This window comes from Phocaeicola fibrisolvens (assembly GCF_025567125.1).
Lineage (GTDB): Bacteria > Bacteroidota > Bacteroidia > Bacteroidales > Bacteroidaceae > Phocaeicola > Phocaeicola fibrisolvens.
The window spans coordinates 1-14,132 of the sequence record NZ_JAOQJI010000068.1 but is presented as its reverse complement, the minus strand read 5'-3'; the positions used below and the strand labels follow the sequence as shown (position 1 = coordinate 14,132).

Sequence of the window (14,132 nt, the reverse complement as noted above, 5' to 3'; positions counted from 1 at the left end):
GATTTCAACGATATCAAAGAACTCGATTATCCCCTTTTTGAAGGACTATTTGATTAATTTTTTAACTCGTCCATTTTTATTGGACACTAATGTTGTCCTACATCAAATTATGGCTTTTTGCTTCGCAGTCTGCTGAGCGTGGAAAGGGTAATCCCCAGATAAGAAGCAATGTATTTCAAGTTCACCTTCCTGCATATTTCGGGAAACTGTTTCTGGAATTCCTCATAACGTTCCTTGGCCGGAAGCGACAGCCGCTCTTTATGACTTCTGTGGAGCCTTCTGTATTCATTCTGATGGATGATTCTCCCCCAGTTGCATAGTTCCAGATTCGTTTCGAACAGATGTTGGAGGTCGGTTATACTGATTCTGTAGGCTTGCACTTCTTCCAAGGTTTCTACATATTCCTCACTTTTCCTATTGTAATAAAGCTCATCCATACTGAACACAATGCCGCCTTCTGTGCCAAATGAAGTGGTATATTCCTCTCCATCCACCATCCAATAGGCTCTTATGATACCTTTTTCTATGAAATAGGCATATTTGCAATAAATTCCTTCTTTAATCAGTTGGTACTTTTTAGGAAAAGTACAAGGTGTCAAATAAGACTCCAGCTCCTCAATCGTAGAGTCGGATACAGGACATTGCTTTCTGATACTCTCAATAATATTTTTCATCGATTAATCTTACCCCCACATACGAATACAATACAAGAAAATCCCTGGCAGATTCCCGGAGGTTAAAATTACAGAGATTTATGGTATGAAAGGTGATTTCTGAAAAAAAATTGTGCAGCAATCGTCCTTAATCACAAACATCCCCAAGAATAACTGTAAATCTCTCTATACTTTCTCTGTTTCACACTGCGGGATTTGTATTTCACAGTGTGAAATATGTATCCCACACTGTGGTTTTTATATCCCACACTGTGGGACAGAGAATATGCTTATACGTTTTACACCTTATCTACTTGTGTTTCAATGAATTTACCCTATCATTCCACAAAATCTATTTTTTCACGGGAACCGGGGCCTTGCGGAGTATCTTCGGAAACTGCCAGAAGAAGAGCAGGGTGCAGCAGATGGCGGCTGTAGCATCCGAAACGGCCTCAGCCAGAAACACGCCTTCCACATCGAAGAAACGGGGCAACACTAAGGCAAGAGGTACCAGCAGAATAACCTTACGGAGCAAGGCGATAAAAATGGAAATCCGGGCTTGGCCAAGGGCGACGAACATGTTCTGACAGGCACGCTGCAGGCCGAAGATAGTCATTCCGGCGAGGAAAATCGGCAACACATGCTCCACGGTGGCAATCAGTTCGCGGTCTCTCGTAAAGGCGGAAGCCACTACCGACGGGAAACAAATCATCAGCAGCATCAGGACGAAATTGAAGGAGAACATCACCGTCAGCACAATCCGGAAACAGTCTTTCACCCGCTGCCGGTCGCCATGCCCGTAGTTATAACTGGCCACCGGCACAAAACCTTGGGCAAAACCGGTGAGCGGCACGCTGACCAGTTGCATGGCACTTTGCAGGATGGCCAAAGCGCCCACATAGATATCGCCAAATTTCTCCAGACTGCCGTTCAGTACAAACCCTACCAGGCTTTCCGTGCTGGCCATAATGAAAGGAGACACACCCAACGCCAGCATCCCCCCCACAATGCGGCGGTCAAATTTCAAATAGCGCTTTTCCAAACGCAGGGAAGCCCGGTCGGAACACAAGAAACCCAATACCCAACAAGCACTGCAGGCCTGTGAAAGAATGGTGGCCAAGGCCGCTCCCTTCACGCCCATGTCGAACCAGAAGATGAAAATCGGGTCGAGCACGATATTCAGCAAAGCTCCAATCAGCACAGAATACATGGCAATGCTGGGGCGTCCCTGTGAATTAATGAAGGTATTGAGTCCGGTGGAAATTTCCACGAACAGCGTACCCAGCAAATACACCGAAAGATAATCTTCCGCGTAAGGCAGTGTGACGGCAGAAGCTCCCGCAAACTTCAGGATGGGCTCCATGCACAGATAAGACACCAGCGAAGTGAGGACGGTAAACAGTATCAGCAGCATGAAACCATTGCCCAAAATCTTTCCCGCACGCACCCGGTCGCCCTGTCCCAAAGCCATGGCGGCCAGCGGGGCTCCTCCGGCTCCCACAATGGCCGAAAATGAAGAAATCAGGATAACGAGGGAGGTGGTCACTCCCACTCCCGCCAGCGCATTCGTCCCGATTTCGGGAATGTGCCCGATGTAAATGCGGTCTACTATATTATATAGGAGATTGACAAACTGTGCGGCCACTGCCGGCAACGCCATCTTGAAAATAAGGGGAAGCATTCGTTCCGTCCCCAGGCGCTCTTCGTATTGATTGTTGATTCTTGCTGCCATAAATCTTCCAAAAACGGAAGCAAAGTTACGAGTTTTTCAGGAGAGAAGAAGAAGAATGTAACCGAAAAGCAATCATTTCATCCTCGGATTTGATTTACATCAACAAATCGGGCCTTCACTTGAAAAATATGCTATAAAACATATTTCATAAGAAAGAAAGTCCTATCTTTGTGGTGTAAAAAGAAAAGGGCAATAAGAAAGAGGCCCACAAAAAGTTTTCATAGGTAATTATAAATTAGGTAACAAGTACAGCAAAGGCCAGCTGGGAAGCCCGCCAGAAGATTTAATTAAACTAACTAAAAAAAGAAAGGATAACAATTATGAAAAAGGTAAAAAACATTTTCCACAAGATTGCCAATGCAGATCCGATAATCTGGGGTTATGTAATGCTGAGCGACGAAAGACGCAAATAAACAGGCGGCGCTGACAAGTTCAGCATTTGAAGAATGAATCTGATAAATGCCGAAAGGCTTCTCGTAAATATTCTGACGAAAAAGCGGTTGGAAATCCAACCGCTTTTTTTATTGCCCTTTTGTCTGTATCTTTGCTTCTAAAAACCACACCCCATGACTCCGACCCTGATAGATACCGACAATCCTGAATTTCAGAATGCCCTGAAGCTCATCCAATACACCCGCCAGTCGGTCTTCCTGACCGGAAAAGCGGGCACGGGTAAGTCTACTTTCCTGAAATACGTCTGCCAGCATACCAAAAAGAAATATGTGGTGCTGGCTCCTACGGGCATTGCGGCCATCAATGCGGGCGGAAGTACCCTGCACAGCTTTTTCAAGCTCCCGTTTCATCCGCTTCTGCCGGACGACCCGAAGTTTCAGGGACGGAAACTGAAAGATTTCCTGAAATATTCGGCCGACCACCGGAAACTGATTCAAAACATTGAGCTCGTCATCATTGACGAGATTTCCATGGTGCGGGCCGATATCATCGACTTTATCGACAAGGTACTGCGTACCTACTCGCACAACCTGCGTGAACCCTTCGGCGGAAAACAGTTGCTGCTGGTGGGCGACGTGTTCCAGCTGGAGCCGGTAGTGAAAAGTGACGAACGGGAGATTCTGAACCGTTTCTACCCGAACCCGTATTTCTTCTCGGCCAAGGTGTTTCAGGAAATGGAACTGGTGTCGATTGAGCTGACCAAGGTGTACCGGCAGACCGACAAGGTGTTTGTCAGCGTACTCGACCATATCCGGACCAATACCGCCGGAGCCGCCGACCTGCAACTGCTGAACACCCGTTACACCCCGACACCTCCCTGCCCGGAAGAGAACGACCTCTACATCACCCTGGCCACCCGCCGGGACAACGTGGACTACATCAACGAAAAGAAGCTGGAAGAACTGCCGGGCGACCCGGTCACACTGAAAGGAGAAATACACGGGGAGTTCCCCGAAAGCAGCCTTCCCACCCTCATGGAGCTGGTCATCAAACCGGGTGCACAGGTGATTTTCATCAAGAACGACCAGGAAAAACGCTGGGTGAACGGTACCATCGGCACCGTGTCGGGACTCTCGGCCGATGGCACCATCTATGTGGTGACGGAAGACGGCAGTGAGTTTGACGTGCATAAGGAAAGCTGGAGCAACATCCGCTACCGCTACAACGAGACTGAGAAGAAGATAGAAGAAGAAGAACTGGGCACCTTTACCCAATATCCCATCCGGCTGGCCTGGGCCATCACCGTACACAAGAGCCAGGGACTCACGTTCAACCGGGTCATCATCGACTTTACGGGAGGGGTATTTGCTGGCGGACAGGCGTACGTGGCCCTGAGCCGCTGCACTTCGCTCGAAGGTATCCAGCTGAAACGACGCATCTCACCGGCCGATGTATTTGTCCGCCCGGAAATCGTCAGCTTTGCCCAGCGTTTCAATGACAACCAGACCTTTGAACGGGCCATGAAACAGGCACAGGCCGATATCCAATACGTGGCAGCCGTGAAAGCCTTCGACAAAGGAGAATTTGCGGAATTTCTGGAAGCTTTCTTCAAGGCCATCCACAGCCGATACGACATTGAGAAACCACTCATCCAACGGTTTATCCGCCGGAAACTGGGCCTCATCAACCAGCTCAAGGAAGAAAACCGACAGCTTAAAGAGCAAATGCAGCAGCAACGGCAGAACCTGCAGAAATATGCCCGCGAATACTACCTGATGGGCAACGAGTGCATCACCAAAGCGCACGACCCGCGGGCCGCACAGGCCAACTACGACAAGGCCTTGGAGCTGTACCCGGAATACGTGGATGCCTGGGTACGCAAGGGAGTGACCTTCTTCGATGAAGACCGGGTGGAAGAAGCGGAAGAATGCCTGAACCGGGCTGTACAACTCCGACCTCAGGAGTTCAAGGCGGTGTACAACCGTGGAAAACTCCGGCTGCTGACCGGAAAAACGGAAGAGGCCCTGACCGACCTGGACAAGGCGACCAGCCTGAAACCCCAGCATGCGGGAGCACATGAATATTTTGCCGAGGCACTCGAAAAAAGCGGAAAAGAAATAGAAGCAGCCATCCATTATCGAATTGCGGAAGAACTACGGAAGAAAAAGAAATAAATTTCTTATTTTTGCGATTCACGAGGTCTCATCTTCGTGACCGAACGCCATGATACTGAAATTATATCCCAAAAACAATCGACCGGAAGACTTGCAACGCGTAGTCGACCTGCTGAACGACGGCGGAATCCTTATCTATCCCACCGATACGGTGTATGCCATCGGGTGTCACGCCTTGAAAGAACGGCCCATCGAACGTATCTGCAAGCTGAAAAATATCGACCCACGCAAGCACAACCTGTCCATCATCTGCTACGACCTGAGTAACATCAGCGAATATGCACAGGTGAGCAACGCCACTTTCAAGCTGATGAAACGTAACCTGCCCGGCCCGTTCACCTTCATTCTGAACGCCAACAGCCGGTTGCCCAAAATTTTCCGCAACCGAAAAGAAGTGGGTATCCGTGTGCCCGACAACGCTATCATCCGCGAAATCTGCCGCCTGCTCGATGCCCCGATTCTGACCACGACCCTTCCGCTGGAAAAGGGAGAGGACATCGAATACATCACCGACCCGGAACTGATTGAGGAAAAGTTCGGCAGTGTGACCGACCTGATTATCGACGGAGGTACAGGAGGCATTGAACCTTCTACCGTGATAAATTGTTGTGAAGATGTACCTGAAATTATCAGAGAGGGAAAAGGTATATTGAAGGAATAAATAACTGTATTATTAATTAATCATCAAATCATGTTACTTACATTATTACAAGCAACTGCACAGGCAGGCAAGGCAGCTTCCAGAATCAATGTGGAACAAATTCTGGACAAACTGCTCAACTGGGGTATTGAAGTGGGAAAAGACATTCTGGCAGCCATCATCATCTACATTGTAGGCCGGTTCATCATCAAGCAAATCGGACGGCTGGTCAGCAAGATTCTGGAGAAAAGGAAACTGGAAATCAGCGTGCAGACCTTCCTGAAAAGTCTGCTCAACATCTTATTGAACCTGATTCTGGCATTTGCCATCGTGAGTAAGCTGGGCGTAGAAACCACGAGCTTTGCCGCCATCCTGGCCTCTGCCGGTGTGGCTATCGGTATGGCACTGTCGGGCAACCTGTCAAACTTTGCCGGAGGACTGATTATCCTGGTGTTCAAGCCGTTCAAGGTGGGCGACTACATCGACGGACAGAATGCCAGCGGAACAGTCAAGGAAATCCAGATTTTCCATACCATCCTGGCTACGACAGACAACCGTATCATTTACGTGCCCAACGGTGCATTGAGCAGCAATGCCATCACCAACTACAGCAAACAGGAAATGCGCCGTGCGGAATGGGTGTTCGGCGTGGAATATGGAGAAGACTTTGAGAAAGTAAAAGCCGTACTGGAACGCATCATCGCGGCAGATACCCGTATTCTGACCACTCCTGCTCCTTTCATCGGGCTGGGAGCCTTGTCGGCCAGCAGCGTGGATATCAAGGTACGTGTCTGGACCAAGACCGAAAACTACTGGGACGTATATTTCGACATGAACCAAATCGTGTATGACACCTTCAACAAGGAAGGCATCGGATTCCCGTTCCCGCAGTTGACGGTACATCAGGCAAAAGACTGATTTCCCAATTGCTTATACTACCTACAAAAAAATCTTCCACCGAAGGGCGTTACCTCAGTGGAAGATTTTTTATATCCTATCTCCTAAAAGGAAATTCGCTTCTTATTTCCGGTCAGCTTTCAGACGGTCAGCCATAGCCTTTGCCAATTCCTTCGCCTGCGCATAGTTGTCGGCTTTCATGCTCTGCTTCATTTCAATCGGGTTACCTACCACTTCGAATTTCAGTTTCTCTGTGAATTCACCCAGTTTCTTTACCGCCGCACTGGCCCAGGTGAATGAGCCGAAGTAACCGAACAGACGGTTCTTCATTTCACGGGCAGCCACCTTGTTGAGCAAGGACTCCATCTCAGGATACAGCTGCATGTTGTAAGTCGTACAACCCGCAATCAGTCCTTTGTATTTGAAGATATCGGCCAGGATATAAGAATGAGGCGTATGAGATACATTGTGCAGCACGATGTTCTTGATACCTTGTGCACTCAATTCTTCCGCAATGGTTTCAGCCAGTTCTTCTGTGTTGCCATACATCGTACCATAAGCAATCACCACTCCTTCTTCACCTTCATAGCGGCTCATCTTGTCGTACATATCCACCACTTTCGGAATATATTCTTCCCATACCGGTCCGTGAGTCGGACAAATCATCTTGATAGGCAGGCCACCACATTTCTGCAAGGCTTTCTGCACCGGATTGCCAAACTTACCTACAATGTTGGCATAGTAACGGCGCATTTCGTTCCAATAAATATCGGTATTGATGTTGCGGTCGATGCAACCTCCGTTCAAAGCGCCGAAGCATCCGAAGGCATCACCTGAGAACAGGATTCCTTCCGTTTCATCGAATGTGACCATGGTTTCCGGCCAGTGAACCATCGGCACCAAATAGAAACGCAGGTTGTGGTGTCCCAATTTCAGGAAATCACCCTCACCCACTACGTAACGTTCACCTGTCACGCCATAGTATCCTTCTACCATGTCGAAAGTCTTCTTGTTTCCAACCAGCACAATTTCAGGATAGTATTTCTTAATCAACGCGATAGAGCCTGAATGGTCAGGTTCCATGTGATTAATAATCAGATAATTGATTTTACGGTCGCCGATGATGCTGCGGATTTTCTTGATATAAACTTCAAAGAAAGCGACATCTACCGTATCCACCAGTGCCACCATATCGTCATCTGCAATCAGATAAGAGTTGTAAGATACGCCGTACGGCAGTGGCCACAAATTCTCAAACAATGCTTTTGTGCGGTCGTTCACACCGACATAATGAACTTTACCTTTAATTTCCATTGATATCCTATTAATTAAAAATACTATATTGTTTTTTATTCTTTTTCCTTATTATAAAACTTACCCTGCCAAGTATCCCTTTCCTGCAGACGACGCTTCATGCGAACAGCAAACTCGTAATTCTTGATTCCCCAGTCGGGCGCTATCAGCAATTCCTTGGGCGATTGCGACACAAAACGTTCCAGCACCAGGTCGGGACGCACACGCTCCAGGTAATCAATCACCAAGTCAATATACTCGTCCACCTCATACAAATGGAAGTCCTCTGGACACACCTCATACTCACGGGCCATACGTGTGCCGCGCACCAACTGCAACTGATGCATTTTCAACGTCGTCAAAGGCAATTCCGACACCTGTGCAGCCTGACGGATGATGGCCTCGTGGTCTTCTCCCGGCAATCCCAAAATAACATGACCGCCTACACGTATCCCTCTTTCCGCCGTACGTTTCACGGCATCTGCCGTACATTCAAACGTATGTCCGCGGTTAATCCGCTGCAAGGTCCGGTTGTCCGTACTCTCAATACCATACTCCACCAGCAGAAAAGTCCGGCGATTCAGGTCTTCCAGATAATCCAACAACTCTTCAGGCATACAGTCAGGGCGAGTACCAATCACCAGTCCGACAACCCCTTTCACCCGAAGGGCATCTTCATACATCTTCTGCAACTTTTCCAACTCCGCATAGGTATTGGTATAAGCCTGAAAATAGGCAAGGTATCTCATCTCCGGATATTTCCGTGCAAAAAAGGCCTTCCCCTCCTCCAACTGCTCTGTCACCGACTTATCCGTCCGGCAATAGGCTGGATTAAACGTCTGGTTATTGCAGTAGGTACATCCACCATATCCTTTCACCCCATCCCTGTTCGGACAGGTAAATCCCACATTCAGGGAAATTTTCTGTACCTTGAAAGGAAAGTGAAGTGCCAGAAAGTTGGCAAAATCATTGTATCGTGTACGTTCTTCCATGATTTTACAAATTCGGGGACAAAGATAATGCTTTTCAGCCACTTTTCCCACAATTCATAAATACAAGAAATGCAAAAACCTCCCTACCACGGACAAAACATAAAAAAGGCTGTCACAGTGTTACCCGCAACAGCCTTCAGAGTACATTATTTCAATTTAAAAAGAATTATTCCGCTTCGTTCAAAGTCGCAATACTTACCCGGTTCCAGTCCGGTTCAGAGAACATATCGCCTACTCCCTGACCTTCAGCCGTAATACGTGAAGCACTGATTTTATATTTGCTAATCAACATATCCTTCACGGCTTCCGCACGCTGATTGGCCACACGTGCATTGACTTCCGCACTACCTTCCGGAGAAGCATATCCCTTGATAACCACCGTACTCTTCGGGTTGTTCTTCATATAAGTAGCAATACGCTCTACATTAGGCACCTGGTCTGCACTGATGGAAGTCTTTCCCTGACGGAAAGTCACCACAGACTCCAACGACTTGGAATGAGTGTTCTGTACAATGGTCTGTACCTGCTTCGGAGCGTTCTTCAAATCGTTCAGTTCCTTTGCCAGACGAGCATTTTCAGCTTCTTTTGCGTTCAAAGCTTCCTCCTTACGGGCATTTTCCGCACGCAACGCATTGATGGATTCATTCAGAGAATTGACCTCTGCCTGATTATAAGGCTTCTGGATAGTCATATAATGCTTACCGTTGCTGCTGGCAAAACGATAAGTCACTCCTGCCAACACTTCAATCTTCGACTTATTGACATTCAACACGTGTGCGCGGTCACCATCCATTCTATACACAACGGCTGGACGTACATTCACTGCCCATGCTTTTTTCTCACCCAGATTAAAATTCAAGCTGGCACCAAAACGGCTCACCATGTAAGAGCGATCACTTCCCACACCTGAATTCATGAAATCATGTCCCCAGCCAAATCCAGCAATACCTTCCACCTCAAACAATCTCGGCTGGCCATTGTATCCGCCAAAAAGATTGTTCAGATTAATCTTACCCAACAGACCCAGGTTCAAGTCGTCAAAAGCAGTCTTGCTGACAGACGTGTTGATACCCGTTAATCCTTCAAAAGAAACTCCAAACACGGGAGTAATCTGTTTACCCAGTTCAAGGCCGGTTTCTGCCCGCATGTTACGCCAGAAAGCAGAATGAGTAGTAGGAGTAGTCACTCCACCTTTCACACCCACGTACCAGTTGTCAAAAAAACGGCTCCCTTCATACGCTTTTTGTGCGTTCACAGAAAGAGACGTAACAGCCAATGCGGCAGCTAAAATAGTTACCTTTTTCATCTTTTCATTCAAAAACGCTAATACCTAATTACATTTATCAATCTCGATGACTTTATAACTAGATTGTTGAAGAAAATGTTTGTAAAGGAACGAACAATTAACACTCATTAAGAAGAAAAAAAGGGAGACAAAAGCGCGCAACTAGTTGATTATGTGAGATAAACAAGATTAACAACAAACGAATTATAAGACATAAAAAAGGTGCCCCGATTTACTCGGAGCACCTTCCTGTTGGGCTACTCGGATTCGAACCAAGAAAAACAGGACCAGAATCTGTTGTGTTACCATTACACCATAGCCCAATAACGCTTTGCTTCCTCCATGGAAACGCTGCAAAATGAAGTTGGGCTACTCGGATTCGAACCAAGAAAAACAGGACCAGAATCTGTTGTGTTACCATTACACCATAGCCCAAAGTCAAAAGAACGATTGTTGTCTTTTTGTTTGACGGTGCAAAGGTACAACTTTTTTGGAACATACAAAGCTTTCACCCGTTTTTTTCTTCCCAAAAATATATTTTTCTTCTTTTTTCATCTTCTTTCAAGCAAAAATTTTCGTGATATACAGAAAAGCAAGTATATTTGCCCTTATTATATAAAGAACTTTATTTTTCATTTTAAAAATAGGAATATTCAAAAGAATGAACGAAACAACAAATTTAATAGAAAAAATCACAGAAGGGATTCAAGAAAAAAAAGGCAAACAAATCGTCATTGTTGATTTAACCGAAATAGAAGATACAATTTGCAAGTATTTTGTCATTTGTCAAGGAAACTCGCCAAGCCAAGTACTCGCCATCGTTGATTCAATCAAAGAACATGTCAGAAAAGAAACGGGAACCAAGGCTTATGCCATAGACGGTTTAAGAAACGCGCAATGGGTAGCCATGGATTACATCGATGTAATTGTTCACGTCTTTCTGCCAGAAGTTCGCATTTTTTACAATCTGGAACATTTATGGGCAGATGCACAATTAACCCACATTCCCGATTTAGATTAATATAATAAGGAAACGATATGAGTGACAATACAAATAATAAACCTAAACTAAATGCACCACGTTTTAGTCTGACGTGGCTTTATGTCATTATTGCCTTAGTATTCGGCTTTCTCTATATATCTGGTGATGAAGGGAGTGCCAGCAAAGAGGTAAACTATACGGAATTTCAGGAAATGATAACCAAAGGGTATGCCGATAAAATAGTGGCATACGACAACAATACGGTAGAAATGTACATCAAACCGGAGCACATTGTAGACGTCTTTAAGAAAGACGCAAGCAAAGTAGGCAGAAGCCCGGCCATCAATGTACAAATCGGCTCTATGGAAGCATTGGAGAAATTTCTGGACGAACAAACAAAATCAGGAAACTTCACAGGTTCCATACAATATGAAAAGAAAAATGACTATTTCAGCCTGATAATCTGGAACGTGTTGCCTTTTGTCGCCATTATTGCCCTCTGGATGTTTCTTATGCGACGCATGGGAGGCGGAGGAGGTGCCGGTGGCTCATCGAATGTTTTCAATGTAGGCAGAAGTAAGGCACAGCTTTTTGAAAAAGGTACCAACCGCATCACATTCAAGGATGTAGCAGGACAGGCTGCAGCCAAACAGGAAGTGCAGGAGATTGTAGATTTCTTGAAACAACCTCAGAAATATACGGAACTGGGCGGTAAAATTCCTAAGGGTGCTTTGCTGGTAGGTCCTCCGGGAACCGGTAAAACATTACTGGCAAAGGCTGTAGCCGGAGAGGCAGATGTACCGTTCTTTTCCATATCCGGTTCCGACTTCGTAGAAATGTTTGTCGGTGTGGGAGCGTCTCGCGTACGCGACTTGTTCCGTCAAGCAAAGGAAAAAGCCCCATGTATCATTTTCATTGATGAAATTGATGCGGTAGGACGTGCGCGCGGTAAAAACCCGAGCATGGGAGGAAACGATGAACGCGAAAACACATTGAATCAGCTTTTAACCGAAATGGATGGTTTCGGCTCCAATAGCGGTGTTATCATCCTAGCTGCTACCAACCGAGTAGACATCCTGGATAAGGCTTTACTGCGTGCAGGTCGTTTTGACCGTCAGATATACGTTGATTTACCAGATTTAAATGAGCGAAAGGAAGTGTTTGGGGTACATCTGAGACCCCTGAAGCTGGATGATAGTGTAGACGTAGACCTGCTGGCCCGTCAAACACCAGGATTCAGCGGAGCAGACATTGCCAATGTATGCAACGAAGCAGCTTTGATTGCAGCTCGCCACCAAAAAAAGAGCGTAGGCAAAGATGACTTTCTGGCAGCAATCGACCGTATTGTAGGTGGTCTGGAAAAGAAAACAAAAGTCATGACAGCAGCCGAAAAACGCGCCATTGCATTACACGAAGCAGGACATGCTACAATCTCCTGGTTTTTGGAGCATGCCAACCCGCTGATCAAGGTCACCATTGTGCCCAGAGGGCGTGCGTTAGGTGCAGCCTGGTATCTTCCAGAAGAGCGTCAAATTACGACTAAGGAACAGATGCTGGATGAAATGTGTGCCACACTGGGAGGACGTGCTGCGGAAGAAATTTTTATCGGACATATTTCCACAGGAGCCATGAACGACTTGGAACGGGTGACAAAACAAGCATACGGCATGATTGCATACGCCGGAATGAGCGACAAGCTCCCTAACCTCTGTTACTATAACAGCAGCGAAGATTATAGCTTCACCAAACCATACAGCGAACATACCGCCGAACTCATTGACCAAGAAGTACAAAACATGATCAATGAACAATACATGCGGGCAAAAGCGTTATTGAGAGAACACAGTGAAGGACATAATCAGCTGGCACAAATGCTGATAGACCGAGAGGTTATTTTTGCAGAAGATGTGGAACGCATATTCGGCAAACGTCCATGGACTTCACGTTCAGAAGAAATAATGGCAGCCAATGCACAAATTGAGGCAGAAAAGCCACAAGAAAGCAAACAGCTGGAAAGCAAGCCGCAACAAACTTCTGACGAGAAAGAAAATCCAGAAGAAAAACCTTCATCGGATGAATCTCCACAACCTGAAGAAGAAAAATAACAGACTACTCATTTGGAAATATATAAAACGACGTGAAAAGTAATTTTATTCAACGAGCTATTACAGGAATCGTATTCGTAGGAATCCTGGTAGGATGCATTTTAGGAGGACCTATTTCTTTCTCCTTGCTGTTCGCGCTTATTACTGCATTGACCATTCATGAATTTGGAACCATTGTCAGTAAGCAGCAGGATGTAGAAATCAACAAGCCTATTTGCATGTTGGCTGGTGTCTTTCTGTTCTTCGGATTCGCCTATCTGGGAGTAATGCCAGGACAGAACGAGATATTGATTCCTTATTTATTCCTTATCATTTATCTGCTAGTAAGCGAACTGTATCTGAAAAAGAAAAACCCGTTGAACAATTGGGCATATACCATGATGAGCCAGGTTTACATCGCCTTGTCGTTTTCCATGCTGAATGTACTGGCCTATCATTCTATTGGCAGTGAAGCACATTACAACATACAGTACAACCCGATATTGCCTTTATCCATCTTTATCTTTACCTGGATAAACGACACTGGTGCATACTGTACAGGAATGCTGTTTGGCAAACATCGTTTGTTCGAAAGAATCTCGCCCAAGAAATCATGGGAAGGATCCATTGGAGGAGGCGCATTCAGCATCATCGCAGCTATTATCATGGCACATTTCTTCCCCTTCATGACATTAGGTGTATGGATTGGACTGGCCCTAACAATTGTTATATTCGGAACCTGGGGTGACTTGACGGAATCTCTACTGAAACGCACACTGGGCATAAAGGATTCCGGAAACATCCTCCCTGGACATGGAGGTATGCTAGACCGGTTTGACAGTACCTTAATGGCTGTACCAGCTGCAGTAGTCTATTTGTATGTAATTTCTTTCTTCTAATAAGATAAAAGCGAGGGTGTGTCAAAATGCATACCCTCTTTTTTTATGACAACGCCCCGACTTTCCCAAGCCGAGGCATTGTTATTACCTAAAGATTTTGTATCTTTA

At 46.1% G+C, this 14,132-nt stretch carries 11 protein-coding genes and 2 tRNA genes; 6 read left to right on the top strand and 7 right to left on the bottom strand.

Features of this window, described 5'->3' with window-relative positions:
* Positions 1–107 precede the first annotated feature (107 nt).
* Both OCV81_RS16630 and OCV81_RS16625 read right to left on the bottom strand, forming a co-directional pair.
* Positions 108–674: a Crp/Fnr family transcriptional regulator gene (locus tag OCV81_RS16630; RefSeq protein WP_148330993.1), complete on the bottom strand. Its 567-nt coding sequence runs from the start codon at positions 672–674 to the stop codon at positions 108–110.
* Between the two features lie 331 nt (positions 675–1,005).
* A complete protein-coding gene (locus OCV81_RS16625) occupies positions 1,006–2,373 on the bottom strand; it encodes an MATE family efflux transporter (protein ID WP_148330994.1) in 1,368 nt (455 codons plus the stop codon).
* Positions 2,374–2,951: 578 nt separating this feature from the next.
* On the opposite strand from OCV81_RS16625, the gene OCV81_RS16620 reads away from it, so the two are divergent.
* Genes OCV81_RS16620 through OCV81_RS16610 form a run of 3 tightly spaced genes read left to right on the top strand, consistent with a single transcriptional unit; the run spans position 2,952 to position 6,510 of the window.
* Complete coding sequence (locus OCV81_RS16620; RefSeq protein ID WP_148330992.1) at positions 2,952–4,952, top strand: AAA family ATPase; 2,001 nt, start codon at positions 2,952–2,954, stop codon at positions 4,950–4,952.
* A 49-nt stretch (positions 4,953–5,001) separates the two neighbouring features.
* Positions 5,002–5,613: an L-threonylcarbamoyladenylate synthase gene (locus OCV81_RS16615; RefSeq protein WP_148330991.1), complete on the top strand. Its 612-nt coding sequence runs from the start codon at positions 5,002–5,004 to the stop codon at positions 5,611–5,613.
* Positions 5,614–5,643: 30 nt separating this feature from the next.
* Entirely contained in the window at positions 5,644–6,510 is an 867-nt protein-coding gene (locus OCV81_RS16610; protein ID WP_148330990.1) for a mechanosensitive ion channel family protein, read from the top strand.
* 102 nt (positions 6,511–6,612) lie between these two features.
* Here the strand turns inward: OCV81_RS16610 and OCV81_RS16605 are convergent, their stop codons facing one another.
* The 5 genes from OCV81_RS16605 to OCV81_RS16585 all read right to left on the bottom strand — a co-directional run bounded on the left by OCV81_RS16605 (position 6,613) and on the right by OCV81_RS16585 (position 10,494).
* Positions 6,613–7,803, bottom strand: a complete 1,191-nt coding sequence (locus OCV81_RS16605) for an FprA family A-type flavoprotein (RefSeq protein ID WP_148330989.1) — start codon at positions 7,801–7,803, stop codon at positions 6,613–6,615.
* Between the two features lie 35 nt (positions 7,804–7,838).
* A complete protein-coding gene (locus tag OCV81_RS16600; protein WP_148330988.1) occupies positions 7,839–8,774 on the bottom strand; it encodes a TIGR01212 family radical SAM protein in 936 nt (311 codons plus the stop codon).
* 166 nt (positions 8,775–8,940) lie between these two features.
* The gene (locus tag OCV81_RS16595; RefSeq protein ID WP_148330987.1) at positions 8,941–10,080 is read right to left on the bottom strand and encodes an OmpA family protein; all 1,140 of its coding nucleotides are present in this window, start codon (positions 10,078–10,080) and stop codon (positions 8,941–8,943) included.
* A 231-nt stretch (positions 10,081–10,311) separates the two neighbouring features.
* A tRNA-Gln gene (locus tag OCV81_RS16590) sits at positions 10,312–10,382 on the bottom strand.
* A gap of 41 nt (positions 10,383–10,423) precedes the next feature.
* A tRNA-Gln gene (locus OCV81_RS16585) sits at positions 10,424–10,494 on the bottom strand.
* Positions 10,495–10,720: 226 nt separating this feature from the next.
* Here OCV81_RS16585 and rsfS point away from each other — a divergent pair.
* From rsfS to OCV81_RS16570, 3 genes are read left to right on the top strand one after another with little or no spacing between them, the layout of a single operon-like run.
* Positions 10,721–11,080, top strand: a complete 360-nt coding sequence (gene rsfS / locus OCV81_RS16580; protein ID WP_148330986.1) for a ribosome silencing factor — start codon at positions 10,721–10,723, stop codon at positions 11,078–11,080.
* Positions 11,081–11,097: 17 nt separating this feature from the next.
* Positions 11,098–13,146, top strand: a complete 2,049-nt coding sequence (gene ftsH / locus OCV81_RS16575) for an ATP-dependent zinc metalloprotease FtsH (RefSeq protein ID WP_148330985.1) — start codon at positions 11,098–11,100, stop codon at positions 13,144–13,146.
* 32 nt (positions 13,147–13,178) lie between these two features.
* On the top strand, positions 13,179–14,024 hold the full coding sequence (locus OCV81_RS16570; protein ID WP_148330984.1) for a phosphatidate cytidylyltransferase: 846 nt from the start codon (positions 13,179–13,181) through the stop codon (positions 14,022–14,024).
* Positions 14,025–14,132 lie beyond the last annotated feature (108 nt).